At 32.2% G+C, this 26,876-nt stretch carries 42 protein-coding genes and 1 other RNA gene; 37 read left to right on the plus strand and 6 right to left on the minus strand.

Features of this window, described 5'->3' with window-relative positions:
- Nucleotides 1-2: 2 nt before the first annotated feature.
- The 26 genes from rpsS (at nucleotide 3) to rplQ (ending at nucleotide 13,081) form a co-directional block, all read left to right on the plus strand.
- Complete coding sequence (rpsS, locus tag DTL3_RS00805) at nucleotides 3-290, plus strand: 30S ribosomal protein S19 (protein WP_045087104.1); 288 nt, start codon at nucleotides 3-5, stop codon at nucleotides 288-290.
- 27 nt (nucleotides 291-317) lie between these two features.
- A complete protein-coding gene (rplV, locus tag DTL3_RS00810) occupies nucleotides 318-767 on the plus strand; it encodes a 50S ribosomal protein L22 (protein ID WP_045087105.1) in 450 nt (149 codons plus the stop codon).
- Nucleotides 768-786: 19 nt separating this feature from the next.
- Nucleotides 787-1,419 carry a 30S ribosomal protein S3 gene (rpsC, locus tag DTL3_RS00815; RefSeq protein WP_045087106.1) on the plus strand — a complete coding sequence of 211 codons (633 nt, stop codon included), beginning with the start codon at nucleotides 787-789 and terminating at the stop codon, nucleotides 1,417-1,419.
- Nucleotides 1,420-1,469: 50 nt separating this feature from the next.
- The gene (gene rplP / locus DTL3_RS00820) at nucleotides 1,470-1,895 is read left to right on the plus strand and encodes a 50S ribosomal protein L16 (protein WP_045087107.1); all 426 of its coding nucleotides are present in this window, start codon (nucleotides 1,470-1,472) and stop codon (nucleotides 1,893-1,895) included.
- Nucleotides 1,895-2,095 (plus strand): 50S ribosomal protein L29, encoded by a 201-nt coding sequence (gene rpmC, locus DTL3_RS00825; RefSeq protein ID WP_045087108.1) that lies wholly within the window; start codon nucleotides 1,895-1,897, stop codon nucleotides 2,093-2,095. Before rplP ends, rpmC begins: the two co-directional genes overlap by 1 nt.
- A gap of 7 nt (nucleotides 2,096-2,102) precedes the next feature.
- The gene (gene rpsQ / locus DTL3_RS00830; protein WP_045087109.1) at nucleotides 2,103-2,435 is read left to right on the plus strand and encodes a 30S ribosomal protein S17; all 333 of its coding nucleotides are present in this window, start codon (nucleotides 2,103-2,105) and stop codon (nucleotides 2,433-2,435) included.
- On the plus strand, nucleotides 2,416-2,784 hold the full coding sequence (gene rplN / locus DTL3_RS00835; protein WP_045087110.1) for a 50S ribosomal protein L14: 369 nt from the start codon (nucleotides 2,416-2,418) through the stop codon (nucleotides 2,782-2,784). Before rpsQ ends, rplN begins: the two co-directional genes overlap by 20 nt.
- A gap of 9 nt (nucleotides 2,785-2,793) precedes the next feature.
- On the plus strand, nucleotides 2,794-3,114 hold the full coding sequence (rplX, locus tag DTL3_RS00840; protein ID WP_045087111.1) for a 50S ribosomal protein L24: 321 nt from the start codon (nucleotides 2,794-2,796) through the stop codon (nucleotides 3,112-3,114).
- A gap of 48 nt (nucleotides 3,115-3,162) precedes the next feature.
- Nucleotides 3,163-3,720 (plus strand): 50S ribosomal protein L5, encoded by a 558-nt coding sequence (gene rplE / locus DTL3_RS00845; protein ID WP_045087112.1) that lies wholly within the window; start codon nucleotides 3,163-3,165, stop codon nucleotides 3,718-3,720.
- A 17-nt stretch (nucleotides 3,721-3,737) separates the two neighbouring features.
- Nucleotides 3,738-3,923 carry a type Z 30S ribosomal protein S14 gene (locus DTL3_RS00850; RefSeq protein ID WP_045087113.1) on the plus strand — a complete coding sequence of 62 codons (186 nt, stop codon included), beginning with the start codon at nucleotides 3,738-3,740 and terminating at the stop codon, nucleotides 3,921-3,923.
- A 15-nt stretch (nucleotides 3,924-3,938) separates the two neighbouring features.
- Nucleotides 3,939-4,343, plus strand: coding sequence for a 30S ribosomal protein S8 (gene rpsH / locus DTL3_RS00855; RefSeq protein ID WP_045087114.1), 405 nt, complete (start codon nucleotides 3,939-3,941; stop codon nucleotides 4,341-4,343).
- A 12-nt stretch (nucleotides 4,344-4,355) separates the two neighbouring features.
- Nucleotides 4,356-4,916, plus strand: a complete 561-nt coding sequence (rplF, locus tag DTL3_RS00860) for a 50S ribosomal protein L6 (RefSeq protein ID WP_045087115.1) — start codon at nucleotides 4,356-4,358, stop codon at nucleotides 4,914-4,916.
- 58 nt (nucleotides 4,917-4,974) lie between these two features.
- On the plus strand, nucleotides 4,975-5,346 hold the full coding sequence (gene rplR, locus DTL3_RS00865; RefSeq protein ID WP_045087116.1) for a 50S ribosomal protein L18: 372 nt from the start codon (nucleotides 4,975-4,977) through the stop codon (nucleotides 5,344-5,346).
- A 17-nt stretch (nucleotides 5,347-5,363) separates the two neighbouring features.
- A complete protein-coding gene (rpsE, locus tag DTL3_RS00870; RefSeq protein ID WP_045087117.1) occupies nucleotides 5,364-5,897 on the plus strand; it encodes a 30S ribosomal protein S5 in 534 nt (177 codons plus the stop codon).
- A gap of 4 nt (nucleotides 5,898-5,901) precedes the next feature.
- Nucleotides 5,902-6,087, plus strand: a complete 186-nt coding sequence (gene rpmD, locus DTL3_RS00875; RefSeq protein WP_045087118.1) for a 50S ribosomal protein L30 — start codon at nucleotides 5,902-5,904, stop codon at nucleotides 6,085-6,087.
- Between the two features lie 65 nt (nucleotides 6,088-6,152).
- Nucleotides 6,153-6,608 carry a 50S ribosomal protein L15 gene (gene rplO / locus DTL3_RS00880; protein WP_045087119.1) on the plus strand — a complete coding sequence of 152 codons (456 nt, stop codon included), beginning with the start codon at nucleotides 6,153-6,155 and terminating at the stop codon, nucleotides 6,606-6,608.
- Nucleotide 6,609: 1 nt separating this feature from the next.
- Nucleotides 6,610-7,890: a preprotein translocase subunit SecY gene (secY, locus tag DTL3_RS00885; protein WP_045087120.1), complete on the plus strand. Its 1,281-nt coding sequence runs from the start codon at nucleotides 6,610-6,612 to the stop codon at nucleotides 7,888-7,890.
- Nucleotides 7,891-7,898: 8 nt separating this feature from the next.
- Nucleotides 7,899-8,555, plus strand: coding sequence for an adenylate kinase (locus DTL3_RS00890; RefSeq protein ID WP_045087121.1), 657 nt, complete (start codon nucleotides 7,899-7,901; stop codon nucleotides 8,553-8,555).
- Nucleotides 8,542-9,294, plus strand: a complete 753-nt coding sequence (gene map / locus DTL3_RS00895; protein WP_045087122.1) for a type I methionyl aminopeptidase — start codon at nucleotides 8,542-8,544, stop codon at nucleotides 9,292-9,294. Before DTL3_RS00890 ends, map begins: the two co-directional genes overlap by 14 nt.
- A gap of 52 nt (nucleotides 9,295-9,346) precedes the next feature.
- Nucleotides 9,347-9,580: a translation initiation factor IF-1 gene (gene infA / locus DTL3_RS00900; RefSeq protein ID WP_045087123.1), complete on the plus strand. Its 234-nt coding sequence runs from the start codon at nucleotides 9,347-9,349 to the stop codon at nucleotides 9,578-9,580.
- 55 nt (nucleotides 9,581-9,635) lie between these two features.
- Nucleotides 9,636-9,752 carry a 50S ribosomal protein L36 gene (gene rpmJ / locus DTL3_RS00905; RefSeq protein WP_045087124.1) on the plus strand — a complete coding sequence of 39 codons (117 nt, stop codon included), beginning with the start codon at nucleotides 9,636-9,638 and terminating at the stop codon, nucleotides 9,750-9,752.
- 114 nt (nucleotides 9,753-9,866) lie between these two features.
- Nucleotides 9,867-10,232, plus strand: a complete 366-nt coding sequence (gene rpsM, locus DTL3_RS00910; RefSeq protein WP_045087125.1) for a 30S ribosomal protein S13 — start codon at nucleotides 9,867-9,869, stop codon at nucleotides 10,230-10,232.
- A 245-nt stretch (nucleotides 10,233-10,477) separates the two neighbouring features.
- Complete coding sequence (rpsK, locus tag DTL3_RS00915) at nucleotides 10,478-10,867, plus strand: 30S ribosomal protein S11 (RefSeq protein ID WP_045087126.1); 390 nt, start codon at nucleotides 10,478-10,480, stop codon at nucleotides 10,865-10,867.
- A 23-nt stretch (nucleotides 10,868-10,890) separates the two neighbouring features.
- Nucleotides 10,891-11,526, plus strand: a complete 636-nt coding sequence (gene rpsD, locus DTL3_RS00920; protein WP_045087127.1) for a 30S ribosomal protein S4 — start codon at nucleotides 10,891-10,893, stop codon at nucleotides 11,524-11,526.
- 108 nt (nucleotides 11,527-11,634) lie between these two features.
- Nucleotides 11,635-12,705 (plus strand): DNA-directed RNA polymerase subunit alpha, encoded by a 1,071-nt coding sequence (locus tag DTL3_RS00925; RefSeq protein WP_045087128.1) that lies wholly within the window; start codon nucleotides 11,635-11,637, stop codon nucleotides 12,703-12,705.
- The gene (gene rplQ, locus DTL3_RS00930) at nucleotides 12,695-13,081 is read left to right on the plus strand and encodes a 50S ribosomal protein L17 (protein ID WP_045087129.1); all 387 of its coding nucleotides are present in this window, start codon (nucleotides 12,695-12,697) and stop codon (nucleotides 13,079-13,081) included. Before DTL3_RS00925 ends, rplQ begins: the two co-directional genes overlap by 11 nt.
- Before the next feature lie 51 nt (nucleotides 13,082-13,132).
- Here the strand turns inward: rplQ and rnpB are convergent.
- The 3 genes from rnpB to DTL3_RS00940 form a co-directional block, all read right to left on the minus strand.
- An RNA gene (gene rnpB / locus DTL3_RS09345) (RNase P RNA component class A) lies at nucleotides 13,133-13,463 on the minus strand.
- Nucleotides 13,457-13,888: a hypothetical protein gene (locus tag DTL3_RS00935; RefSeq protein ID WP_171820564.1), complete on the minus strand. Its 432-nt coding sequence runs from the start codon at nucleotides 13,886-13,888 to the stop codon at nucleotides 13,457-13,459. Before DTL3_RS00935 ends, rnpB begins: the two co-directional genes overlap by 7 nt.
- The gene (locus DTL3_RS00940) at nucleotides 13,860-15,182 is read right to left on the minus strand and encodes an amidohydrolase (protein WP_052670201.1); all 1,323 of its coding nucleotides are present in this window, start codon (nucleotides 15,180-15,182) and stop codon (nucleotides 13,860-13,862) included. The genes DTL3_RS00935 and DTL3_RS00940 overlap by 29 nt, the downstream gene beginning before the upstream one ends.
- A 364-nt stretch (nucleotides 15,183-15,546) precedes the next feature.
- On the opposite strand from DTL3_RS00940, the gene DTL3_RS00945 reads away from it, so the two are divergent.
- From DTL3_RS00945 to atpC, 11 genes are all read left to right on the plus strand, one after another.
- Nucleotides 15,547-16,086 (plus strand): protease complex subunit PrcB family protein, encoded by a 540-nt coding sequence (locus tag DTL3_RS00945; protein ID WP_045087131.1) that lies wholly within the window; start codon nucleotides 15,547-15,549, stop codon nucleotides 16,084-16,086.
- Complete coding sequence (locus DTL3_RS00950; RefSeq protein ID WP_171820565.1) at nucleotides 16,086-16,934, plus strand: hypothetical protein; 849 nt, start codon at nucleotides 16,086-16,088, stop codon at nucleotides 16,932-16,934. Before DTL3_RS00945 ends, DTL3_RS00950 begins: the two co-directional genes overlap by 1 nt.
- Nucleotides 16,935-17,298: 364 nt before the next feature.
- Nucleotides 17,299-17,637 carry an ATP synthase subunit I gene (locus DTL3_RS00960; protein WP_045087134.1) on the plus strand — a complete coding sequence of 113 codons (339 nt, stop codon included), beginning with the start codon at nucleotides 17,299-17,301 and terminating at the stop codon, nucleotides 17,635-17,637.
- A 40-nt stretch (nucleotides 17,638-17,677) separates the two neighbouring features.
- The gene (gene atpB, locus DTL3_RS00965; RefSeq protein WP_045087135.1) at nucleotides 17,678-18,493 is read left to right on the plus strand and encodes a F0F1 ATP synthase subunit A; all 816 of its coding nucleotides are present in this window, start codon (nucleotides 17,678-17,680) and stop codon (nucleotides 18,491-18,493) included.
- A gap of 80 nt (nucleotides 18,494-18,573) precedes the next feature.
- On the plus strand, nucleotides 18,574-18,849 hold the full coding sequence (gene atpE / locus DTL3_RS00970; protein ID WP_045088512.1) for an ATP synthase F0 subunit C: 276 nt from the start codon (nucleotides 18,574-18,576) through the stop codon (nucleotides 18,847-18,849).
- 56 nt (nucleotides 18,850-18,905) lie between these two features.
- Nucleotides 18,906-19,400 carry a F0F1 ATP synthase subunit B gene (gene atpF / locus DTL3_RS00975; protein WP_045087136.1) on the plus strand — a complete coding sequence of 165 codons (495 nt, stop codon included), beginning with the start codon at nucleotides 18,906-18,908 and terminating at the stop codon, nucleotides 19,398-19,400.
- Nucleotides 19,397-19,969 (plus strand): ATP synthase F1 subunit delta, encoded by a 573-nt coding sequence (gene atpH / locus DTL3_RS00980; RefSeq protein WP_045087137.1) that lies wholly within the window; start codon nucleotides 19,397-19,399, stop codon nucleotides 19,967-19,969. The genes atpF and atpH overlap by 4 nt, the downstream gene beginning before the upstream one ends.
- Nucleotides 19,959-21,473, plus strand: a complete 1,515-nt coding sequence (gene atpA / locus DTL3_RS00985) for a F0F1 ATP synthase subunit alpha (RefSeq protein ID WP_045087138.1) — start codon at nucleotides 19,959-19,961, stop codon at nucleotides 21,471-21,473. The genes atpH and atpA overlap by 11 nt, the downstream gene beginning before the upstream one ends.
- A gap of 20 nt (nucleotides 21,474-21,493) precedes the next feature.
- The gene (gene atpG, locus DTL3_RS00990) at nucleotides 21,494-22,321 is read left to right on the plus strand and encodes an ATP synthase F1 subunit gamma (RefSeq protein ID WP_045087139.1); all 828 of its coding nucleotides are present in this window, start codon (nucleotides 21,494-21,496) and stop codon (nucleotides 22,319-22,321) included.
- Between the two features lie 11 nt (nucleotides 22,322-22,332).
- Nucleotides 22,333-23,730 (plus strand): F0F1 ATP synthase subunit beta, encoded by a 1,398-nt coding sequence (gene atpD / locus DTL3_RS00995; protein WP_045087140.1) that lies wholly within the window; start codon nucleotides 22,333-22,335, stop codon nucleotides 23,728-23,730.
- A 25-nt stretch (nucleotides 23,731-23,755) separates the two neighbouring features.
- Complete coding sequence (atpC, locus tag DTL3_RS01000) at nucleotides 23,756-24,163, plus strand: ATP synthase F1 subunit epsilon (protein ID WP_231854018.1); 408 nt, start codon at nucleotides 23,756-23,758, stop codon at nucleotides 24,161-24,163.
- A 4-nt stretch (nucleotides 24,164-24,167) separates the two neighbouring features.
- Here the strand turns inward: atpC and DTL3_RS01005 are convergent, their stop codons facing one another.
- Genes DTL3_RS01005 through DTL3_RS01015 form a run of 3 tightly spaced genes read right to left on the minus strand, consistent with a single transcriptional unit; the run spans nucleotide 24,168 to nucleotide 26,852 of the window.
- Nucleotides 24,168-24,869: a hypothetical protein gene (locus DTL3_RS01005; RefSeq protein ID WP_171820567.1), complete on the minus strand. Its 702-nt coding sequence runs from the start codon at nucleotides 24,867-24,869 to the stop codon at nucleotides 24,168-24,170.
- Between the two features lie 4 nt (nucleotides 24,870-24,873).
- Entirely contained in the window at nucleotides 24,874-25,437 is a 564-nt protein-coding gene (locus DTL3_RS01010) for a hypothetical protein (protein WP_045087142.1), read from the minus strand.
- Nucleotides 25,434-26,852, minus strand: a complete 1,419-nt coding sequence (locus tag DTL3_RS01015; RefSeq protein WP_045087143.1) for an aminopeptidase — start codon at nucleotides 26,850-26,852, stop codon at nucleotides 25,434-25,436. Before DTL3_RS01015 ends, DTL3_RS01010 begins: the two co-directional genes overlap by 4 nt.
- Between the last annotated feature and the right edge of the window lie 24 nt (nucleotides 26,853-26,876).

A 26,876-nucleotide genomic window follows, 5' to 3' on the forward strand; every position in this document is an offset into this window, starting at 1 on the left:
CTGTGGGAAGATCTTTAAAAAAGGGTCCATACGTTCATCCCAGTTTATTAAAAAAAATAAGAGAAATGAATCAAAAAGGTGAAAAAAAAGTAATTAAAACATGGTCCAGATCTTCAATGATATTACCAGAAATGGTTGGACATACAATAGCCGTTCATAACGGAATGAAGCACATACCAGTATATATAAACGAACAAATGATTGGTCATAGATTAGGTGAATTTTCTCCAACAAGAAGATTTGGAGGACATCCTGATAAAAGGGCGGCAAAAGGTAAATTGCAAAGGTAAATTTGGTAAAATTGAGGAGGGTAGTTTATGGCTTCTAATAAAGAAATTACAAGAGTTCAAGAAGATGGTAAAAGAGCTAAAAGATCTGTTTATCATCAAAAAAGAAAAGAACATGAAGCTTCAAAACCAATAGTTGAAGCAAGAGCTGTTACAAAATATGCTAGGATATCACCTACAAAAGCACGATCAATAGCCAACTCTATTAGAAATAAAGACGTAAGCGAAGCTTTACAAATACTTATTTTTAGCCCAAAAAAATCAGCAAGAATTATATATAAAACCTTAATGTCTGCTGTTGCTAATGCCGAAAACAATTTTGGACTAAATGCTGAAAATCTATACGTATCTGAAATAATGATAAATGAAGGTCCAAGAATGAAAAGACTTTGGCCTCGTTCGCACGGAAGAGCAGACGTTTTACAAAAGAGAATGAGCCACATTTATGTGACAGTAAGGGATAAAAATGCAGAAAAGTAAACTAAGTGAGGTGAATTGAGTGGGATCTAAAGTACACCCCTACGGTTTTAGATTGGGAAACAATAAATCATGGAAATCTGTATGGTTTAATGAAAGAAATTACTCTGATTATCTACAAGAAGATAAAATAATTAGAGATTACCTTAAAAATTCGTATGAAAAAGCTGGAATTTCTGAAATATTGATTGAAAGACCAAGCGATTCATTAGTACGTATAGATATTTATGCTGCAAGGTTAGGAATTTTAATAGGACGAAAAGGTTCTGAAATAAAAAATATACGAGACCAAATAGGAAAAATTGTAGGTGAAAAGAACGTAAAAGTATATGTTCATGAAGTTAAAAACCCTTATACAGATGCTCAATTAATTGCTGAAGAAATATCCGGACAATTATTGAGAAGAGTATCCCATAAAATTGCTATGAAAAGATCTATTTCTAACGCTATGAGAAGAGGAGCAAAAGGAATTAAAATAATGGTATCAGGAAGGCTCGGTGGAGCAGAAATTGCAAGGACCGAGTGGTATATGGAAGGAAGATTACCCCTTCAAACATTAAGATCAGAAATAGATTATGCAACCACAGAAGCCCAAACAAAATATGGAACAATAGGTATCAAAGTATGGGTATATCACGGTAACACACCCATCTAAATACTAGCTAATAATAGAAAGTGCCTGTTTAGCAAAGGAGGTTAGAGCCAATGTTGATGCCAAAAAGAGTAAAATATCGAAAACAACAAAGAGGAACAGTCAAAGGAATGTCCAAAGGTGGAACATTAGTACACTTTGGAGATTGGGGCTTAAAGGCAATGGAAAATTCATGGATAACAGCACAACAAATTGAAGCGTGCAGAATTGCAATGGTTAGAACTTTAAAAAGAAGCGGTAAAATATGGATTAATATATTCCCTGACAAGCCTGTTACATCAAAAGGAATAGGTACAAGGCAAGGTAAAGGAAAGGGCGACGTAGAAGGCTGGGTCGCCGTTGTAAAAAAAGGAAAAGTAATGTTTGAAATAGGTGGAGTTGATGAGAAAACAGCAAAAGAAGCTCTACAGTATGCTGCCTCCAAACTACCAATTAGAACAAAGATAGTACCAAGATATGAAATAGGAGGTGAGCTCTAATGAGAATCTCTGAAATAAGAGAATTAACAGATGAAGAGCTCAATCGAGAATTAGATAACTTAAAAGAGAAGTTATTCCAATTGAGATTCCAATTAGAAATTGGACAATTAAAAAATGTTTCAAGTATTAAGTTAGTCAAAAAGGACATTGCACGAGTCAAAACCGTCCTCAAAGAAAGGGAACTTGGAATAAGGAGGTAGAACTGAAATGTCAAAGAAAACAATCATTGGAAAAGTTGTTAGCAATAAAATGGACAAAACTATAACAGTTGAATCTGACGAACTTGTAAAACATCCAAAATATGAAAAATATGTGAGAAAAACAAGAAGATATCATGCACATGATGAAAATAATGAGTGCAGCCTTGGAGACATTGTTGAAATAGAAGAATCAAGAAAACTCTCTAAGACCAAATCATTTGTGCTAAAAAGAATAGTTCGAAAAAGTATTTTGTCAGAAGAATTTGAAACACCTGAGCCTGTTGAAGAAGAAATGCTAGAAATACTTGGAGGTGACTCCGATGATTCAGTTGGAAAGTAAATTAAATGTTGCTGACAATTCAGGTGCTAAAGTGTTAAAAGTAATAAAAGTTTTAGGTGGCTTTCATAAATCTAAAGGAACTATTGGCGATGTTGTTGTATGTTCAGTTAGAGAAGCTATTCCTCATACAAATATAAAAAAAGGCCAAATAGTAAAGGCGGTTATTGTAAGAACAAAAAAAGAAGTAAAAAGAAAAGATGGAACATACATAAGATTTGACGATAATGCTGCAGTATTAATAGATAAAAATAATCAACCCCTTGGTACTAGAGTATTCGGGCCAGTTGCTCGAGAAGTTAGAGAAAAAGGTTATTCAAAAATAGCATCTCTAGCAAAGGAAGTCTGGTGAGGTGATAAGATGAAAAAAATAAAAAAAGGCGACACAGTCCTTGTAATTTCAGGAAAAGATAAAGGAAAGAAAAGCAAAGTTTTAAAAGTTCTTCCAAATGAAAATAAAGTTGTTGTAGACAATGTAAATATTGTAAAAAAGCATCAAAGACCAACTCAACAAATTAGAGAAGGCGGAATTATTGAACAACCTAAACCTATTCACATATCTAAAGTCATGTTAATATGTCCTAATTGTGAAAAACAAACAAGAATAGGTTTTAAATTTCTAGAAAACGGCACTAAAGTTAGATATTGTAAAAAATGTGGAGAAATAGTAGAAAAAGTATAAAATCCTAGGAAATAAGGTAATTTGAAAGGAACTAAAGGAGGATTGCTTATGACAAAAGAACAATATGTCCCTTTAAAAGATTTATATAAAGAAGTGGTTGTACCTTCCATGATGAAGGACTTCAACTATAAAAATGAACTTGAAGTTCCCAAACTTGTAAAAATAGTTGTTAACATGGGAGTAGGAGAAGGGTCTAGAAACAAAGCAATTATAGAAAAACATGCCCAAGAACTAACCCAGATTGTCGGACAAAAAGCAGTGATAACTCATGCTAAAAAGAGTATTGCTAATTTTAAACTCAGAGAAGGAATGCCCATAGGAGTAAAAGTTACTTTAAGAAGTTGGAAAATGTACAATTTTTTGTATAAATTAACCAATATTGTTTTACCAAAACTTAGAGACTTTCGAGGATTACCGGCTGATTCTTTTGATGGAAGGGGCAATTACACTTTTGGGTTACCCGAACAACTAATATTCCCAGAAATTCGTCCAGATGATATTAATAGAATTCAGGGAATGGACGTAACCATAGTTACGACAGCCAAGACTAATGAAGAAGCTAGAAAACTTTTAGAATACTATGGTTTTCCTTTGAAAAGATCATAAAATAGGAGGGAAATAAAATGGCTAGAAAAGCCCTAATTGAAAAATCTAAAAAAACACCCAAATATAAAACAAGAGCTTATTCTAGATGCAAAGTATGTGGTAGGCCAAGAGCCGTTTATAGAGAATTTGGACTTTGTAGAATTTGTTTTAGAGAAATGGCGCTGGAAGGAAAACTTCCAGGTGTTAAAAAGGCAAGTTGGTAAGGAGGGAAGATATAAATGTGGAGTGATCCAATAGCAGATATGCTAACCAGAATAAGAAATGCTAACTCTGTCTATAAAGAAAGTGTAGAAATACCTGCCTCTAATTTAAAAAAATCTATTCTCGATATTTTAAAAAGAGAAGGATACATACTTGATTATAAATTTATAGACGATGGAAAACAAGGAATATTGAAAGTTAATTTAAAATATAAAGGTAGTAGGAGAGACAAAAAATCAGCTATTGAAGGAATAGTAAGAGTTTCAAAAGCGGGAAGAAGAGTATACGTTAACTCTCGAAGCATTCCAAAAGTCAAAGGTGGTTTAGGAATTGCTATCTTATCTACTTCAAAAGGGTTAATGACAGATAAGGAAGCAAGAGAAAATAACGTAGGTGGAGAAGTAATCTGCTATGTATGGTGAGGAGGTGCCTAAATGTCGAAATCAAGAATAGCTGATAAACCAACGGTTATACCACAAAATGTTCAAGTTTTACAAGAAGATAATTTAGTAAAGGTTAAAGGCAAAAATGGTGAATTATCATTATATCTACCCAAAGAACTTGAGATAACAATCAAAGACAATGAATTGATGGTTGAAGGTAGAGAAGAATATATTAAAAGAGCTGCTGACAGAAAGCAAATCACTGCATTAAGAGGCACTTATACTGCTCTCATAAGAAATATGATTAAGGGTGTTACTGAAGGCTATCAAAAAGAATTAGAAGTTATGGGAGTCGGATACAGGGCACAAGTCCAAGGCAACTCTTTAATATTAAATATAGGATATTCCAATCCAGTCGTTTTCGAAATACCTAAAGGAATAGTAATAGAAGTACCTCAACCAACCAAAATAATTGTTAAAGGCATAGATAAATACCAAGTTGGAGAAGTAGCTGCGAGAATAAGAAGCTTGAGAAAAGTCAACGTATATAGTGGAAAAGGTATCAAATATGTTGACGAAGTTGTTATAAGAAAGAAAGGTAAGAAAGTTTAATTCTCATATAATTCTCTAGTATAAATAAAGAGAAAGAGGAAGAAGGAGGCAAACGAAATTGATTAAGCCTGTAGACAAAAAAGACCTTAGAAAAAAAAGACATTTACGCGTTAGAAAGAAAATAAGTGGAACTGCTGAGAAACCTAGATTAACAGTGTTTAAAAGCAACAAACATATATATGCCCAAATAATTGATGATACAATTGGCAGAACTTTAGTATCTGCATCTACTACTGAAAAAGAAGTAAAAGAATCACTGAACAATAAAACATGGGATAAAAATGCTGCAAATGTAGTTGGAAAACTCATTGCACAAAGAGCTAAAGAAAAAGGTATCACAACAATAGTTTTTGATAGAAGCGGATACAAATACCATGGAAAAGTTAAAGCTCTCGCAGACGCTGTAAGAGCCGAAGGCATAAAGTTTTAGGAGGTGTTTATACACATATGTCAGAAAATCAAAAATTTAAAGCCACTGATGCGGCTAATGAGTTTGAAGAAAGAATAATAGAAATACGACGAGTTAGCAAAGTCACTAAAGGAGGAAAAACCATCTCCTTTAGAGCTGTTTCTGTAGTTGGAAATAGAAACGGAAAAGTGGGACTAGGAGTAGGAAACGCCAGAGAAGTTCCACAAGCTATAAGAAAAGCCGTTCAAAATGCTCATAAAAATTTGATAGAAGTCCCTGTAAAAAATGAAACTATTCCTTATGAAACTCTTGGAAAACAGGATTCATCGGTCGTTCTTCTATTCCCTGCTGGACCTGGTACAGGGGTTATTGCATCATCAGCGGTTAGAGCTGTTGTTGAATTAGCTGGGATTAACAATATTCTAACAAAATCAATTGGTTCTACAAACACAATCAATCTAGCTAAGGCTACTTACAATGGATTAAAAGAGCTAAAATCTCCCAAAGAAATAGCAGATCTTAGAGACGTATCTCTCAAACAAGTATTTTACGGTGCACATAAGGAGGTTTGACAAAATGGCAAACTTAAAAATCAAACTAGTAAGGGGTCGAGCTGGAAAAAACAAAAGACAATTAGCTACACTTGATGCCTTAGGACTTACAAAAAAAGATAAAGAAGTTATAAAACCGGATAATCCACAAATTCGAGGAATGATAAAAAAAGTTGAACATTTGGTAGAATATGAAGAAGTCGAGGAATAATAAACATAGAAACTATTTCTAAAAACATAAGATATTTTTATTTTAGCACAAAAGGAGGTCAACCAATGTCACTTAAAATAGAGGATTTAAAGCCTTCTGAAGGTTCTAATAAACCAAAAAAAAGATTAGGCAGAGGAACTGGTTCTGGTCATGGAAAAACATCAGGAAAAGGGCATAAAGGTGAAAAAGCCAGAGGAAAAGGCAAAATTAGTAAAGTTTTTGAAGGTGGTCAAACTAATATAATTAGAAGAACCCCAAAATATGGTTTTTCTAATGCACCTTTTAAAAAAGAATATAGTATTGTTAACGTTTCTACGTTAGAAAAATATTTCTCTGAGAATGAAGAAGTCACACCAGAAATACTAATAGATAAGAAAATTATTAAGACAATAAATGATGGAATTAAAATACTAGGAAAAGGAGAAATAACTAAACCTCTTGTCGTCAAAGCTCATCAGTTTTCTGAAAATGCCAAGGAAAAAATTGAAGCTGCTGGCGGCAAAATAGAGGTGATAAAATAATATGTTTAAAGCCTTTAGAGATGCTTTTAAAATACCTGAATTAAGACAAAGAATATTATTTACTTTGATTGCCTTGATTGCTTTTAGAGTAGGTATTTATATCCCTATTCCTGGTATTAATGTCCAGGCATGGCAAGCTGCTTTAGGAGGAGCTTCCGCAGGAGCAATAGGTGGATTTATAGGTTTTTTTAATGTCTTTGCAGGTGGAGCATTAAGTAATTTATCTATATTTGTCCTTTCAGTAACACCATATATTACAGCTTCAATTATTTTTCAGTTGTTAGCTGCCGTAATTCCAAGTTTGAAAGAAATGCTTCAAGAAGGAGAAAGCGGCAGAAAAAAGTTTGAATTCTATACCAGAATAACAACAATAGTTTTAGCTTTTGGTCAAGGTCTATTAATGGCATTCGCTGCAAAAAATTATAAATCTCCAAACATATCAAGTGGTCTTTTCATTTTTTTGTCAACTGTGTCGATAGCCGCTGGTACCATGTTCTTATTGTGGCTGGGAGAAATAATCACTGAGAAAGGTATAGGAAATGGAGTATCTATACTAATTTTTGCTGGAATTGTTTCAAGTTATCCTACTTATGCTGTTGAGGCTCTTATAGGTTTAACACCTTTGGAATGGGTTTTACTAATTGCTATAGCTATATTCATTGTAATATCAGTTGTTGCTGTACAGCTAGCAGAACGAAGAGTAAACATACAGTATGCAAAAAGGGTTGTTGGAACAAAAGTATATGGTGGATCAAGTACCTATTTACCAATTAAAGTAAATGGCGGTGGAGTTATGCCTATAATTTTTGCATCAGCTATAATGACTTTACCTAGCATGATTGCAGGAATTACTCCAACACCGGTTGATGACAAATTATTTGCAGTAGGTTCTGCTCTATATCTAGTCCTATATGGATTACTTATTTTCTTTTTTACATTTTTTTACAGTTCAGTTGTTATGGATCCAACTGAAGTTGCTGACAATATAAAAAATTATGGAGGCTTTATCCCGGGTATAAGACCGGGTAAACCAACTGTCAATTACATCTCGACTATTACTAATAGAATTAACTTTATTGGAGCTGTTTTCCTTGTTATCATTGCTCTAGTCCCTTATCTAATTCGTGGTGCATCTGGAATGCAACAAATCTGGATTGGAGGAACTAGCACATTAATAGCTGTAGGAGTAGCATTAGATATAGTACAACAAATGGAACAACATATGATGTTAAGACAATATGAAGGATTCCTAAGAAAAGGCAGACTACGCGGAGGGAGATGACATAACGTATGAAATTATTGTTTTTTGGACCTCCGGGTGCTGGTAAAGGTACTCAAGCAAAAAAAGTTTCAGAAATATTTAAAATAGAACATATATCTACTGGAGACATCCTCCGAGAGGCTGTTAATAAGGGAAGCGAATTGGGTAAAAAAGTTAAAACAATAATCGATAAAGGAGAACTAGTTCCTGATGAAATAATGAACGAATTAGTTAAAGAAAAAATTAAGGATTTAGATTCTTTTATTCTAGACGGTTATCCAAGAACTATAGAACAAGCAAAATCCTTAGATAGAACATTGAAAGAACTAAATAAACAAATAGACGCTGTTGTATTAATAGATGTTCCAGAAGAAGAAATAGTAAAAAGGATAAGTAGCAGAAGAGTATGTCCTAATTGTGGAAAAGTATACAATTTGATTACACTAAAACCAAAAAATGATGAACTCTGTGATAATTGTGGGACAAATATCATTCAACGAAACGATGATAGAGAAGAAATAGTTAGAGAAAGATATAAAATATATCAAAGAAACACTTATCCTGTAATAGAATTTTATAGAAAAAATAACACAATTATTACAATAGACGGGTCCAAAGATGTTGAAGAAGTTACAAAAGAATTGTTTAATATGCTAAGGAGATTTCGCAAAAATGATAATAATTAAAACCGATGAAGAGATCGAGAAAATGAGACGGGCTGGAATAAAGCTTGCCCGTCTCCTTGATGATTTACTTCCTGATATAATAAAAGAAGGGGTTGACGGTGAAACAGTAGAAAAATATGTCCTTGAGTATTTTAGAAAAGAAAATGCAACCCCTACGTTTAAAGGATACCTAGGATACAAATATGCTATTAATTTTTCAGTGAATGAAGAAGTAGTCCATGGATTCCCTTTAAAAAGTAAAATCCTAAAAAACGGGGATATAGTATCTGTAGATTGTGGATTAACCTATGAAGGATACATCGCGGATGCTGCCAGAACCTATATAATTGGGTATGTTAGTAAAAGAGAACAAGAATTAGTCGAAGCAACAAGAGAATCTTTGTATCTTGGGATAGAAAAAGCAGTAATTGGAAATACTATTGGAGACATAGGTAGTACCATACAATATTACATTGAAAATAAAGGTTTTTCTGTAATTAGAGAGTATGTTGGACATGGTGTTGGAAGAAAATTACATGAAGATCCACAAATACCAAATTACGGAAAACCTGGAAGAGGACCAAAAATTCGAAAAAATATGACATTAGCTATAGAACCAATGGTAGCAATGGGAAACTATGAAGTTCAAATTCTTCCAGATGGCTGGACGGCTATCACAAAAGATAGATCAAAAGCTGCTCATTTTGAACATACTATAGCTATAACCTCAAATGGTCCTGAAATATTGACAAAATTATAAACAACTAATAATATAGAAAATTTTTTTAGTCCCTTGTTAAGGAGGGAATATATTGGCTAAAAAAAAAGATGTTATCGTGATGCAAGGCAACATATTAGAATCTCTACCAAATGCAACATTTAGAGTCAAATTAGATAATGGTCATGAGATAATTGCCCATATCTCTGGCAAAATGAGAAAAAATTTTATTAAATTACTACCTGGAGATAGGGTGACGGTAGAAGTATCTATATATGATCTAAATAAAGGTAGAATAGTTAGAAGAGAAAAATTAAATAAACCATAATAAACACTTTTTAAAAAATTCTACAGACAAAATAATTCTCCAAGGAGGAATAAAAATGAAAGTTAGAGCATCAGTAAAAAAAAGATGTGAAAACTGTCGTATAATCAAAAGAGGAGGAAGGGTTTGGGTTGTATGTTCAAAAAATCCTAACCACAAACAAAGACAAGGTTAAAAATTATGTACTAACAATTATTAATGAAATTTAACTGCTATTATTCAACAAATAATTTAAATTACATTTTTAACTCAAAAATATTTGGCTTTCTAAAAGAAGGAGGATGAATGAATGGCACGTATCTTGGGTGTTGAGATACCAGATAATAAAGCATTATTTGTAGGACTAACTTACATTTACGGCATAGGTAGAAAAACAGCATTTGATATATTGAATGCTGTTGGTATAGATCCAAACAAAAAAGCTAAAGATCTAAGTGACGATGAAATATCTAAAATCACTCATTATATAAATGACAACTACAAAGTTGAAGGAGAACTAAGACAAGAAGTAAATAATAACATTAAACGATTGATCGATATTGGAAGCTATCGTGGAAGAAGGCACAAGGCTGGGTTGCCTGTAAGAGGTCAAAAAACGCATGCCAATGCTAGAACTCGAAAAGGTCCAAGACTAACTAAAATAAAGAAAAAGTAGGTTCTAATTATAATTCATTTATAAATATTAGTTAGCTTATAATAGTTATTAGGTCTATTAAGCCTTTATTTTTAAAAAAGTTTTATTCTTAATTTGAAAAACTGGGTATCGATAATGGGCATTATTCAAGTGATAGGGTTACAATTTAGTCAAATAGTTGACAATGTGGCATGAAGAATATCCCACTCAAACCTCAAAAGACTAATAAAAGAATACAATAAATTTTTAAGGAGGTTTACATATAAATGGCAAAAAAAGGAGTTCAACAAAAAAGCAAAAAGAAAAAAGCAGCTCCTGAAAAGGCTGTTGTGCATATTCACTCAACATTTAATAATACTATAATAACTTTGACCGACACTGAAGGAAGACCTATAATTTGGTCAAGCAGCGGTAGTGTTGGTTTTAAAGGAACAAAAAAAGGGACTCCATATGCAGCTCAGTTGGCATCAGATAGACTAGCTAAAGAAGCTCTTTCTCTTGGTGTCAAAAGAGTTGATGTTTATGTTAAAGGTCCTGGTTCCGGAAGAGAATCGGCGATAAGGGCTTTACAAGCTGCTGGTTTAAACGTTGAAACAATAAAAGATGTTACACCCATTCCTCATAACGGGTGTAGACCAAAAAAGAAGAGATTTTAAATTATTGAGGAGGGAAGAAATTAATGGCGAGATACATAGGTCCTGTTGAAAAACTTTCTAGACGAGAAAATATAAATCTTTATTTAAAAGGAAAAAGGAGCTATACTGAAAAGTCTTCTTTAAGAAAAAGAAATTTCGCTCCTGGCCAACACGGTAGACAACCAAAAAAGTTAACTCAATATGGCATGCAATTAAGGTCTAAACAGGCTTTAAAAAGAATGTATGGCTTAATGGAAAGACAGTTTAGAAACACATTTGAGGAAGCTGAAAGGAGCAGAAGTGGAGAAACTGGTGAACTTTTAATGCAACTTTTAGAAAGAAGATTAGACTCAGTGGTTTTTCAAATGGGTTTTGCTCCAAACAGAAGAACTTCCAGGCAAATGATTACCCATGGTCATGTATTAGTAAATGGGAAAAAAGTAGACATTCCTTCATATAGAGTAAAAGAAGGCGATGTTATTCAGATTAAAGAACGAAGTAAAAATATTCAACAAGTAAAAGATGGCTTAGAGCTAGTTCAAGAAGGTTATAGAAACATCCCATCCTGGGTTACTGTTGACCTTGAAAATCTCAGAGGCACATTTGATAGAATTCCAAAAATTGAAGAAATGGATGTTCCAGTCGATCTTACTAATATTATCGAGCTTTATTCAAAATAATTATATTACACATATCAAGTCATAATTTATTCATAGAAATATTATCACCTCGCCATAAGAAGGCAGGAAAGGAGGTGTACTCTGAGTCCTTTATGGATCAGAGAAAGCATGGAATTATTAATTAAACCAGAAAAATTTAGAATTGCGGAAAAAAGAGAAGAAAATGATTATAATTATACAAAATATGAATTATATCCCTTGGAAAAAGGCTACGCAGTAACAATAGGAAATGCGTTAAGAAGAGTTCTTTTATCATCTATTCCATCTTTAGCCATTACGGGATTAAGAATTCCAGGAAAATTACACGAATACGACACTGTAGAAGGAATAGAAGAAGATATATTAGAAATATCTTTAAATTTAAAAAAAGTGCAGTTAAAAGTTGAAAGTTTAGATAAATTAAAAAATATTGACCATCCTATTTTATTAACTCTAAAGAAAAAATATAAAGCTAAGGATGTTATTAAGGCTGGTGACATAAAAACTCCGGCGGGAATTGAAGTAGCAAATTCTGATTTAATAATTGCTCACGTAAACAAAGACATGGAAGTAGATTTTGAACTTTACGCCCAAACCGGTAAAGGATTTGTGCCAGCTCAAGAATTAAGTTATCAAAGCGATATAGAATATATATTTATAGATGGTGTTTTTAGCCCCGTCCTGAAGGTTAATTATTTAACAGAAAATATACGAGTTGGTAGAAGAACAGACTATGACAAGCTAATATTAGAAATTTGGACTAAGAAAAACATTACACCTAGTGAGGCGTTAAAAGAAGCTACTGAAACCTTGATGGAACATTTCGATTTTATCGCTCAATTATGGAATAGAGAAGGCAAGATTCAAGATTTAGAAAGCGCTGAGGTAACCATTGAAATTGAAAATGAAGAACAAGAAGAAACTGAAGATACAGAAGACGTCTTTGGTTTTCCAAAAGAATTATTAGATACACCTATAGATTCATTGGATTTAACAAAAAGAGCGAAAAACTGCTTGAAAAGAGAAAAAATTGATACTATTAGAGACCTACTAAAGAAAAGGCCAGAAGATTTATTAAAAATAAAAAATTTTGGTAAAAAGTCTATGGAAGAAGTTCGAAAAGAACTTAAAGAAAAATTTGACATAGACTATGATAAACTGTATGAAGATGAAAGGGGGAACGACTTCGATGAGGCATAGAGTCAAAACAAACAAATTAAACAGATCCGCTTCTCATAGAAAGGCCATGTTGAATAATATGGCAAGAAGTGTCTTTGAATCTGGAAGCATTATAACAACAACAGCAAAAGCTAAAGAAGTAAGACCTTTAGTTGAAAATATAATAACAAAGGCAAAAAAAGCAAATACTACCAGCTCACCAGAAGAAAGAGTGGCTTTAAACAGGGAAATAAACAAACATTTCAACGATAGAAAGCTTGTCCAAAAAATAGTACATGAAATTGCTCCAAAATATCAAAACAGAGATGGAGGATATACTCGTATACTTAAAATTGGAAATCGAAGAGGAGACGGAGCAGAATTATCTATTCTCCAACTAATTCCTGAAAAAGAATAATCAAATTATAATTATATAACCCCCAAAGGTATCGCTCTTTGGGGGTTATTTTAATTAAGTAGGACTGTAAGCCGGATTCTGTCTTATTGATCATTTATCTTCGCGGTCTACCTGGAAGGCGGAGAAGAACTCTCACTCGGCGGATCACCTATGGCCTTCCTGCTTGACCTTGCTCAAGGTGGAGGTTGCCAAGCTATCAGATCGCTCTGATACTGGTGGGCTCTTACCCCACCTTTCCACCCTTGCCTTTCGGCGGTTTCCGTTTCTATGGCCCTATTCAAGGATCTCTCCTTCTGGCAATTAACCAGCACCTTACCCTTAGAGTCCAGACTTTCCTCAAGATAGGCCCTGTATGCCTACTCGCGATCAATCATCCTACTTACTTTTATTTAATTTTAATTTTAAATCATTTACTATAGTTTTTTTCGGACCATACACCAAAAAAAAGGTGTTGTTATACCCTGTAAACCATGCACTAAGTTGCATCTTAGAATATTCTATATTGAACTCTCCATAAATAAAAGGAATAGCTGAAAAAGCCACATCTAAACCATCTGTATAATCTCTCACAAAATCATACCAAAAATTCATTAAAGTAAAGGTACTACTAAAGTAAATTACATGGACCTCATAAATACCCCTACTCTTTTTAAAATTAATCTGCAAATGTTCGCCTTCTTCAGGAACAGATGTCTTCAATACCTTACCGTCTCTCATAATAACTCTACTAATATCTTCATATCCCCTGGGTGAAAATTCAACAAAATCTTCAATCGTACTAGCAATTATTATTCCTGATATTCCCATCACAAACACGGTTATTAAAATTATTTTCAATCTCTTTGTAATAATATTCAAATTTCTCATATATTTCTCCCTCATCTAATAAATTAACAAATTTCTTGTCAAAATACAACCACTTTCCAGCAACCATTGTACCAAATACATTTCTAGGATTAGCAGAAAAAACTATGTTCGATTTCATTCTTTTTAAATCTTTTGGACAAAATTCTGGGGTATTGATATCTAATACCACTAAATCTGCCTTAAAAGTTGGTTCAAGCCTTCCTAGCCTTTCTCCTAACGCAAATCCTCCATTTTCCCATGCCATCCTTAAGATTTGTTTAATTGTCAACTTATCAGGACCATACTTATACTTTTGTAAAATGGAACCTACCTTCATCTCATTAAAAAAATTTAAAGAATTATTACTAGCACATCCATCAGTTCCAAAGGTCACATTTACATTCTCATCAATAATATCAACTATTGGAGCAATTCCATTTCCTAATTTCATATTACTGGTAGGATTATATACAACTGTAACATCATTTTTAGAAAGCACTTTAATATCTTCATTATCAACATAAACACAATGCGCAGCTATAGTAGGAACTTCAAATAGACCCGTATTTTCTATATCTGATAAAGAATATTGATTCTTCTCGTTTTTTGATTCCAATAAATGAATTTGAATATGAGTATTATACTTTTCAGCAATTTTTGCTATTTCTTTCAATTTATCAAACGAAACGCTGTATGGGGCGTGAGGACCAAAACCAATATAAATTCTGTTTTCTAAACCGTTAAACTTTTCATAAGTAGAAACATTCTCTTTTACTCTTTGGTTCCATCCTTCTTCATTATCAAAAGAAAGTCCTCGGGAAATATATGCCCTCATTCCTAAATCATACGCTGCTTTTGCAATTTCGTCTGTAAACATATACATATCAACAAAAGTCGTTATACCGCTTGAAATCATTTCTAAAATTGAAATAACTGCGCCATAATAAGCCATTTCGCTTCTCAAAAAATCTTCACGAGCCAGCATTTCTTTGAACAACCATTCTTCAAAAGAAGAATCATCGGCTACTCCTCTAAAATAAGACATCGCAGAGTGTGTATGCATATTGATAAAACCTGGTATTATTAGCTTTCCCGATAAATCATATTCCTCTACGTCTTCTTCCTCAATTTCTTCTGTATTCTCGGGTAAAAGAAGATCTTCTATTTCATCATTCTCTATTAAAACGTCCAATTTTTCAATATCATCATCAGCACTAACTAATACATAACCATTTTTAAGCAATTTTTTAGACATAACAACATCTCCTTCAAACTTTCGTTCGTAAAAATTATACTATAAAAATAACTATTTAGCACTATTGCATTTTGTGTATATACTCCTTCAATTTTTATATGATAAAATAATTAAGTGAATCAAAATATTATTATTGACTTTAGAAATGAAGATTTTCTAAAAATAAGCAGTTGAAGTTATAATGGGTTTAGGGCGGAGCCCTCTCCCCCAGCGTACAAGTGTCAAAAAGGTTAAAGAAATTCAGAACTAGTGATGATTAGAACCTAGAATGTATTTTATAAAAAAATCAATTCTAAAACATATATATAATGCTGATTTTGGAATTTTTAAAGTGAGTAAAAATATTAGATAAAGGAGGATTTTTATGAGTGGAAGTCAAGTTATCTTGGTTATTTTATTGACCGGTGCACTGATTGGTGGCGCTATATTGTTAACTCCTCCAAAGCAAATTTATACACCAGATATTATCACTGAAGAAGCAAGTCCTAATAATACACTATATGAAAGCAGTGAAGAGTTTTTTTTGAAAAACTATAAAACTGTTAGTTGTTTCTTAAAAACTCAAAAAGAAGAGATAGTCATTTCGCAAAACAATAATCAAACAACAAATGTCAGAGGAGTTCCATTTGTTATTTGTATAAGTGCTGGGGAGAAGAGAACTGGCGGATACAATTTGAGTATCAAAAACATTATCTTGGACCAAGAATCAAAAAAAATATATATCGATCTCTTTTTGAAAACACCAGGACCTGGCGAAATGGTTACACAAGCATTTACTTACCCTTCAATTGGTATTGAAATTGAAGAAAACTTAATTGAAGGTCATTGGGAAGTTATAGCTAAAATAGAACAAGAAAAAAGTCAACCTGTCTTTTTGAAAAAAACTTTTCTTTTTTCACTCTAATGAATCTATTGAAACCTAATAATATATTTATTATATTAAGTACCTGTCTAATAATATTCTATGTTGAATCTACAGTTTTGGCTAATCTTGCTTCTTTTGATACAAATTATTTCAAGGTTAAGCCTGAAAGTTTTTATTTTAATTATTGGGAATTGGACGACAATCATAATTTATTTATGAAAGAATACGGATTAATGCAAAGAATATCTCTTTCTTATCTATATAACTCAAATATTTTATATAAGGTTGAAGGTAGATTTGCATATGGACAAATTAGTTATGAAGGTTCAACATCATATGGCCATCCTGTTAATCTAAGCAATGTTTGCGATTATATGTTTGAAATAAGAGAGTTAATAGGCATACAATTGCTGATAAACTCGGATTTAGCAATTTCTACATTTTCCGGACTAGGTTATAGAAACTTAAATGATGAGCTAGGACAAGCTAGTTATCTAGGTTATAAAAGAGAATCTAATTATTTATATCTTCCTCTTATTATACAAACATGTGTCAATATAAATAATAAGGCCCTTATAAATAATGAATTTGAATATGATTTTTTCTTGCTTGGAATTCAAAATAGTTATTTAAGTGATTTTAATCCAAATTATAATGACGTGACAAATATTCAAAATCAAGGATTTGGTTTGACTAACAATATTTCTTTCTCCGTTCCATTAAATAATCTTATTTTATCGACTGAACTTTTTTTTAGGTATTGGCACATTGAAAAATCTTATCTATCATATTTAAAAAATAACGGGGAAAATGTTGGGTATGTTTGGGAACCAGAAAACAATACTATAGAAATTGGTATTGGAATAGGATTATTTTTTGAATTTTAAGCATGTAAAATGGTAAGGTTATTTTCAAACTTCAATATACAAACATAATATATTCATTTAACTTATAAACTAAAATAGTAATAAATAAATAGTATAATTATTGGTGGTTTAACGAGTAAAAATTTTTCATTTTAAAGTGAGGAGTTTATTTTGAAAAATTTTGATTTCAACTCTTTTCACAACTTGAATATTATTTTTTATTTTGCTATTATAATACTGTCTAATATATTTGTAGGTTTTTTAATTGGATATTTTATATTTTCATTGACAAGCCAAAAATTTTGGATAGTCATTTTCATGATTATAGGTATAATTTCAGGTTTATATTCAGCTGTGCAGGAATTCTCAAAAGAGGTTGACAATCATGACAGAACTCAAAAAAAAACTAAAGGAACTGATAACAAAAACAATTATACTTCTAATAATTGAAGTTTTTATCTTTTCTTTCTTTTTTTCTTTTCAAGCTTTATGGATTCTGTGGGGAGGGACAGGTGCCGTAATAGGTTTTATTTCTTTAGCTGAAGAGATTAAAAAAATGGATCCAGATTCTAAACCTAAAAAGTTTTCGTTTGTATTTTTGATTAGATACTTACTATATTTCGCCATACTGTGCGTAGCTGCTCTTAATTCTCTATTAGCTTTAATGTTAAGTTTCTTGGGTATTATGAATATGAAAATAGCATCTTACCTTTCTTATAAGTAAAGATTATTATTGTAAACTTGCAAAAGAAGGAGGTGATTAGTTGACAACTGATAGAGTTTCAAAATTCATTATTTTTTTCTTCATTCTATATGTAGGTTTAGGAATAATTAATTTTTTCTTCTTTGAAATGAGCATGGAAGGCGTTGGAGAGCGGTGGATTGTTTACTTTGGAAATGGTGGATTTTTTGGACAATTGAATCCAATGACTCTCATAATGTCTTTTGCAATAATGATTATGCTGGTATTAATTGCAAGAAAAATCAAATTTGAAAGAATACCAGGAAGGGTTCAAGGTGCGGTAGAAACTTTTTTTGATTCTTTTTGGCAAATAACTGAGGAGGTTGTTCCTAATCCAGAATACAGAAAACCTACTTTTGTAATTGCTATGACTCTGTTTTTGTATATTCTAGTTTCAAACGTTTTAGGTGGTATTCCTGGAATAAATGTTACTCCTCTAGCTAGCGGAATAAATGTTCAACTTTTTACCGATGTATGGTACTCACCAACTTCTGATCTAAATGTTAACTTGTCTTATGCAATAATGGTCTTAATTATTAGTCATGCCTTTGCAATAAAATCAAAGGGTTTTGTAAGCTGGTTTAAATCTTTTTTTGAACCTACTCCTATTATGTTTCCAATGAATATAGTAAGCGAGATCGCAAAGCCTATATCTCACTCCTTTAGGTTATTTGGTAACATCATGGGAGGAGGTATGCTCGTTCTAATTTTGAGCAGTATTGTTAGGTATTTTGTTCTCCCTGTTTTCTTATGGGCAATTTTTGGGTGGTTCTTTGGTATTATTCAAGCTTTTGTTTTTTCTTTGCTAACTATAGTTTACATTGGATCAATGTTATAAAAAAACAAATGACTCAAAATAAACAAATTTATTATATCAATCAAACATCTTAAGGAGGAGAAAACATGGATTTAAAAACTATGTTAGAAACTTTGGTTACCAACGGAGGTTATTTGGGTTGGGGATTGTATTATTTAGGAAAGTTTTTAGCTGCGGGTCTTTGTATGGGAATTGGAGCTCTAGGACCTGCACTTGGAGAAGGTAAAATTGGAGCTGCTGCAATGGAGGCAATGGCAAGACAGCCAGAGTTAAGCGGTACCATAAGAACAAATATGATCCTTGCAGATGCTGTAGATGAAACTACTGGTATCTATTCTCTTTTAATTGCTATAATACTATTACTAGTACTTCCATAAAAATTAAAATTGTTAACAACGATAAGTAAATTATCCCTAAAGGGGTGCATGTAGATATGTTATCTTTTAATTTGACTTCTATTGTCAATTTGGTAGGTTTTATATTTTTTATGCTCTTAATGTACAAATTACTCTACAAACCATATTTTGAAATAACTGATAAAAGAAAGCAAGAGGTAGAAAAGAATTTAAGTGAAGCTGAAAAACTTCGATTAGAAGCCCAAAACAAGAAAAATGAGTTAGATAAACAGCTTCAAGAAATCGAAGAAAAAAGAACACAAATAATTCTTAAAGCAGAAGAACAAGCTAAATTAATTTTAAAAAGTGCTCAAGAAGAAGCAGAAAACCAAAGAAAATATATAATTGATAAAGCAGAAAAGGAATCAGAAGAAATAAGAACAAAGGCCTTAAAAGAATTACAATCACAAATCGTAGCAATGGCATTGAGTATTTCTTCTATGATATTAAAAGAACAAGTCGACAAACAAAAAAATGAAGAAATTATAAAAAGAGCTTTAAGAAGCTTACAGGGTAAAGGAGAATCTCAATGAAGCCCTCTTATTTTCTTGCTTCCAAATATACCGAAGCTTTAATAAATATATTAACACAAAAAAGTAAAATAGATCAACTTGAGAAGTTTTTAAAAGCTTTTCAAGAGATTAGTAATATAATGGAAAAAGATGAATCATACAAAGATATTATCTTTAATCCTTTGCTACCTACAGATTTTGTAGTAAAAAAACTTGTAGATGTATCGGATTTTATGGACGATATTTTTGTCAATTTTTTGAAAGCTCTTGTTCAGAAAAAAAGGCTAAACCTGATTCCACTTATAACAGAATTACTGTACAGAGAAAATTTAGAACTAAATAAAACAGTAGAAGTAAAATTAATTTTAGCTAAAAAAGTTTCTAAAAAGGTTCTAGACGAAATTTCAAGAACCATTCAAAAAAATACTGGAAAAAATATTAAGTTAGTAGTAGACTATGAAGAAGAACTGATAGGCGGAATGCAATTATATATTGGAGACAATTTTTTTGATTATTCTGTTAAAGGGTTTCTAGAAAGCATTCAATCCGCCTATGCCCCAGCTGGTGGAGGTGAAATTTTTGAGGGTTAATCCTGAAGAACTAACTAGAGTTATAGAAGAACGTATTAAAAGTTATGAAAGCGGAGAAATAAAAGAAATAGGGCTAGTTATGCAAGTTAGTGATGGTATTGTAATTGCATATGGCCTTAAGGATGTAATGTCAAATGAATTAGTTGAAATAGAGGCTTCAAACGGAAATAAGGTTTATGGTATAGCAATGAACCTTGAGGAAGACAATGTAGGTATAATTACTCTTGGTAATTATAAAGATGTTAAAGAAGGAGACAAAGTTGTTAGAACCAACAGAATAATTGAAGTACCTGTAGGTGAAGAACTTTTAGGAAGGGTTATCAATCCTTTAGGTATTCCCTTAGATGGTAGGGGTAATATTCAAGCAAAGGAATCTTATCCTATTGAAAGAAAGGCAATGGGGGTTGTAACAAGAAAACCTGTTGATACACCCCTTCAAACTGGTTTAAAAGTATTAGATGCGTTGATACCTATTGGAAGAGGTCAAAGAGAATTGATTATTGGAGATAGACAAACTGGTAAAACTGCTATTTCTATCGATACTATAATCAATCAAAAAGGCAAAGGTGTTTATTGTGTATATGTTTCAATAGGGCAAAAGGTTTCTGCTCTTGCTAGAACTATAAACAATTTAGAAAAACATGGGGCTATGAAATATACAGTAGTAGTTTCTGCAGATGCATCAGATCCTGCTTCACTACAATATCTAGCTCCTTATGCAGGAACCGCCATTGGAGAATACTTCATGTTTAACGGAAAAGACGCTCTGGTCGTTTTTGATGATCTTTCAAAACATGCTGCTGCTTACAGAGAAATTTCATTGTTGTTGCGTAGGCCTCCAGGAAGGGAAGCTTATCCAGGAGATATCTTTTATTTGCATTCCAGACTATTAGAAAGAGCATGTAGGCTTAACGAAAATCATGGAAATGGTTCTTTAACTGCTTTACCAATTATTGAAACTCAAGCTAATGATATTTCTGCATATATCCCAACAAACGTAATTTCTATAACAGATGGTCAAATTTATCTGGAGGCAAGTCTTTTTAATGCTGGAATAAGGCCTGCAGTTAATATAGGTTTGTCTGTATCAAGAGTAGGTGGAGATGCTCAAACAAAGGCTATGAAAAAGGTAGCTGGTTCATTAAAACTTGATTTGGCACAATATAGAGAGTTAGAATCATTTGCTCAGTTTACCGCCGATCTTGATGAAGCTACTAAAAAACAACTCATCAAGGGTGAAAAACTAACAGAACTTATGAAACAACCTCAATATTCTCCTATGGAATTAGAAGAACAGGTTGCTATTATTTATATAGCTACAAAAGGTTATATTGATCAACTTCCTACGGAAAAGATTGCTCTGTTCGAAAAACAATTTTTAACATTTTTGATAGAGAATTATTCTCATACGTTAAATTCAATAAAAGAAACTAAAGACCTTACAGATGATATTACAAAACAATTAGATGAAGCCGTATTAAAATTTCTAAAAATCTTCAAATAAAGTGACGGTGATGATATAAAATGAGCCGAGGAAACTTGCGAAGTATCAGAAAAAGAATAGATTCTACCGAATCAACCATGCAAATTACAAAAGCCATGCAGATGGTCGCTACTGCAAGACTCAATAAAATACAAAAACAATGGAAAGGCATAAAAGATTTTTCTTTTTATACACAAACTATCTTAAAACACTTTCCTTTTGTTGAAGACAGTTTTTACACTCAAGATCGTGCGGGGACACTTATTTTAGCGATTACACCTGACATGGGACTTGCAGGCTCTTTTCCTTCTGATCTAATAAAAGAAGCATTAACCATAAAACAAAATACTGAAGATTTCAAGGGATTTTTAGTTATTGGCTCAAAAGGATACTTTTCCTTAAAAAATGAGGGAATTTTACTTACTAGAACAAATTTATACGACATTCCAAAGGTTGATCATGCAGAATTTTTAGCTGAGGACTTATTTGAAATCATGAGAGAAAATAATATTTCCAAAGTTAAAGTGCTTTATGGGAAATTTAAAAATGCTCTCGTCCAATTGCCCTCAACTTTTGATTTGTTGCCAATAAAAAAAGAGCACCTTGAAATTGATGAAAGATATGAATATGAACCTTCTACAGAAATAGTTTTTGAAAGTGCTGCTTATTTATATGTTTTATCAAAGTTATACCAATTTCTTTTTGAAACGAAATTGAGCGAGTTATATGCACGACAAAATGCTATGAAAAATGCAACTGACAATGCTTCTGATTTAATTGAAGAACTTACTCTTGAGTATAACAAACAAAGACAAACTGCAATTACTCAAGAGTTAATAGAAATAATTAATGGGGCGAAAATGCAATAGGAGGTAATTTAATGCAGGAGCAAAAAGGAACTATAATAAGCATTATAGGTCCTGTGGTGGATGTTAAATTCCCCATTGGACAATTACCAAATGTTTATGATGCTTTGATTGTAAAAAATAAATATAATAATGAAGAATTAGTACTTGAAGTAGAGCAACTTATCGGAGATAATACAGTTAGGTGCGTTGCAATGGATTCTACTGACGGCCTTAGAAGAGGTGAAGAGGTAATTAATACTGGTGGCCCTATAAAAGTACCAGTAGGAACTAAAACATTAGGTAGGCTATTCAATCTTCTAGGAAAACCTATAGATGAAAAAGGAGATATAGAAGTTGAAGAATATTGGCCAATCCACAGAGAACCTCCCGCTTTAACAGAACAAGATACCACTATAGAAATCTTGGAAACAGGTATTAAATGCATAGATTTATTAGCCCCATTTCCAAAGGGGGGAAAAATTGGTTTCTTTGGTGGAGCGGGAGTTGGAAAAACTGTTCTAGTTATGGAACTTATTAGAAATATAGCTATGGAACATCGAGGCATTTCTGTATTTGCAGGTGTTGGAGAACGCACAAGAGAAGGAAACGACCTATGGTTGGATATGCTTCAAAGTGGTGTTATCGACAACACAGTTCTTGTATTTGGACAAATGAATGAACCACCAGGAGCAAGATTTAGAGTTCCATTAACTGCTTTAACAATTTCTGAATACTTTAGGGATAAAGAAAAAAAGGATGTTTTGCTGTTTATAGACAACATTTTTAGATTTGTTCAAGCTGGTTCAGAAGTATCAGCTTTGTTAGGGAGAATGCCATCTGCAGTTGGCTATCAACCGACTCTTGCTACTGATATGGGACAACTACAAGAACGAATAACATCAACAAAAGATGGTTCAATAACCTCTGTTCAAGCTATTTATGTGCCTGCTGATGATTTCACTGATCCTGCACCAGCGACTACCTTTGCCCACTTGGAAGCTAATTTAAACCTTTCTAGAAAGCTATCAGAACTTGGTTTATATCCTGCAGTTGATCCTTTAGAATCAACATCTAAAATGCTTGATCCTAATATTGTTGGCGAAGAACACTACAACGTAGCAAGGCAGGTAAAGGAAGTTCTACAAAGATATGAAGACTTACAAGATATTATAGCAATATTAGGGATTGAAGAGTTATCAGAAGAAGATAGAAAAATTGTTAATAGGGCTAGAAGAATTCAAAGATTTCTGACTCAACCATTCTTTGTTGCTGAAAGATTTACTAATTATGCAGGAAAATACGTGACAATAGATGATACAATTAAGGGATTTAAAGAAATCCTTGAAGGAAAATACGATGATTTACCCGAGAATGCCTTCTATATGGTAGGGACAATCGAAGAAGTTATAGAAAAGTCTAAAAAGTTATAACCTTGATTTTTGCTAGTAAAGGCAGGTGTTTACCATCTTTAAATTTAGAATAGTAACCCCTGAAGGTATAAAAGTTGAAGAAGATGTAGAATATGCAGAATTTAAAAGTATCGAAGGTGGAATGGGTACTTTAACTAATAGATTGCCCATAATTGTTAGATTAAGAATAGCCCCTGTTAGAATAAAAAAAAGCGAAAATATCTATAAAACTTTCGCTGTTCATGGCGGCGTATTACAAATGACCGGAAATGAAATGACTATAGTTACAACCGCTGCTGAACGACCAGAAGATATCGATGTTCAAGCTGCTCGAAGGGCTTTAGAAAGGGCTCAAGAAGAGCTAAGAATTACCGAGGACAAATTTAAAAGAATGAAGCTTGAAACTCGTATCCAAAAAAATCTTTTAAGGGTAAATGTATCAAACGAACGTTAATGTTTTATATCTGAAAGCTGTCTAATTTTGCTTTTATTAACGTTAAGTCCTTGTAATTAGTTTCTAAATAATTGTTTTTTATGCTTTTTAGATATTTTAAATTTAACTTTATCATATCTTTTGTCTTTTCCATAACCATATTTTTTTCAAAAAGATCAGGTACGTAAACATTCTTATCAGTAATCACATAAGCTATTAAATTATTAGATAAATCTTGATTAAAATAAGATGAAATGTTTGTACTAAAGATTATATCTATGTTTTGCATCTTAAGTGTCATAGTTACCGCAGGATTGTTGACCTCTTCAGGAAATAAAAAAGTGATTTTTGAAGAGCTTATACTAAAAATTCGATCTTTTAAAGATGTTTGTGAATCCATATAAAAGCATCGATTATCAAACATCCTTAAAATACAGTTTTTACTAAAGATAATGAAATGAATTCCATATATATTTGTTAATTCTTTAATCAATTTTATTTTTTGTTTTGGAATTTGACGAGATGTAAAGTAAAAAAATACATAAAATCCTTCACCAATTCCTTTGGCGAAGGATTTTATTAATGATCTAAAATTCAAATTCGAAGTTATATATATACCAAGAATATCCTTTGTTATCCTTTTGTGACCTTTAAGGGTTTCTAATGAAGAAAAAATATCTTTTTTAAATATCCAATAATAACTTTTTAATAGAAACCGTTGAAACATCATTTTATCTTCTCACCGTAACTCTAAATGAACAAAGAGTATCTTGTAAATCCAAGATATACCTTCCAAATGTTTGAAATTTATGCTCTTTCTTTTTGAATTCACTGTACAAATATATTGAATCCTTCACCAAGAAATCGTTTTGATAGTTTGGAATAATATAATAAATCTTAGAAATTTTATCAGTACTATTAATCAATATAGTAGGAATATTTACCTTTCTTAGATTGGATTGGATTAACAAGAACATTTTTTTGAGGACATTGTCAGAATAATAAGTTGAAAATATAATTAAATCAGTATTATTCACCAAATTCATAAAATAAAAGTCAAAGTTTAGAATGTCTTTATCAAACCCAAAAGCTACCAAAAAATCATTAAGATTTAAAAATCTATTTTCTTTACTTAAATAAGTTTTCTCTTCATTTACATAGATTTCTACATACTCTCTATTTAAAATACCAACAACATCAGCTTGGTTATTCAATAACCAACCAGAAGTTGATAATATTAAGTTAGTACCAATAAATTCTAAGGCATTTAAGGGATTACCAATAAATACTCTCATTTTCCAAATTTTTCAAAAAAAGTTTTATATGCCAGATAAGTTTCATAGATATCCGCTTTTGAGGCTATCTCATAAGGTGAATGCATTCCTAATAGCGGCACACCCGCATCTAAAACGTCAAGTCCTTTTTCAGCAAAGAAAAGGGCTATAGTACCTCCTCCTCCTCTATCGACTTTTCCTAATTCACCAACCTGCCAAGAAATATCTTCCTTGTTGAATAGATTCCTAACCTTTGCTAATAGCTCAGCGTTGGCATCATTTGTTCTTGATTTCCCTCCTGAACCTGTATACTTCATTAAGGTTATTCCATATCCCAATCTAGGTGCATTTGATAAATCATGTGCCTCCTTGTAATTAGGGTCTACCGCAGCAGATACATCAGCGGAAAGTAATGCTGAATTAGAAATAACATCATCAATAATACTACATACCTTTTCTTCTTTAGCTAGATGCATGATCTTTCTAATTACATTAATCCAAAAATGATTCTTTGCTCCGGTATTCCCATCACTCCCAATTTCTTCCTTATCAACCAACAATACTGCAGGATTTTTTAAAGAAGAACTAGAATCAATTAAACCAGTAAGTGCTGTATAGGCACAAACTCTATCATCATGACCATAAGAAGCCATTAAACTTCTATCCAAACCTACATCTCTTGCTTTTAGAGCCGGAACGACTTCTAATTCGGCACTTACAAGATCCTCTTCAATAATTCCATATTTCTCAAACAGTATCTTCAACACATTTAATTTCACTGGATTATTAACTTTTTTATCATTTTCATAGGTAATAGAAATGGTACCTAAAATTAAATTCATTTTTTCTGGGTCAAAAGCCTCTGATACTTTTTTATTTGGTAATTCTTTATCAAGATGTGGTAAAAGATCAGAAATGACAAATATTGGATCATTTTCGTCATCTCCTATAGATACTTCCACTTTGGTACCGTCACTTTTTACTACTACTCCATGCAATTCAAGAGGTATATTAAACCAGTGATACTTTTTTACTCCACCATAATAATGAGTTTTTGCCATGGCAATATTCTCATCTTCTATGAGTGGCTCGGGTTTAAAATCAAATCTAGGTGAATCAATATGAGCTCCTACTAAGTTAATACCATTTTTCATTGAATGATTATACTTAATAGCAAATAATGATTTCTCTCTATTTACAAAATATATTTTGTCTCCTAAATCTATCTTTCCAATACCTTCATAATAAGACAAGGGTTTAAATCCATTATCTTCAAGTAATTTAATGGAATATTTTACCGCTAGCCTTTCTGTCTTTGAATAATCTATGAATTTTTTGTACTTAGAAGTATAACCTTCGATACTGTCTATATCTCTTTTGCTCCAGACACTTTTCTTTTGAATTGTTAGTTTTTTTTCTAATTCGTGTATGTCCATAATTATCCACCTCCAATTAAATTT

Origin of the sequence: Defluviitoga tunisiensis, from assembly GCF_000953715.1 — a bacterium.
Classification (GTDB): domain Bacteria; phylum Thermotogota; class Thermotogae; order Petrotogales; family Petrotogaceae; genus Defluviitoga; species Defluviitoga tunisiensis.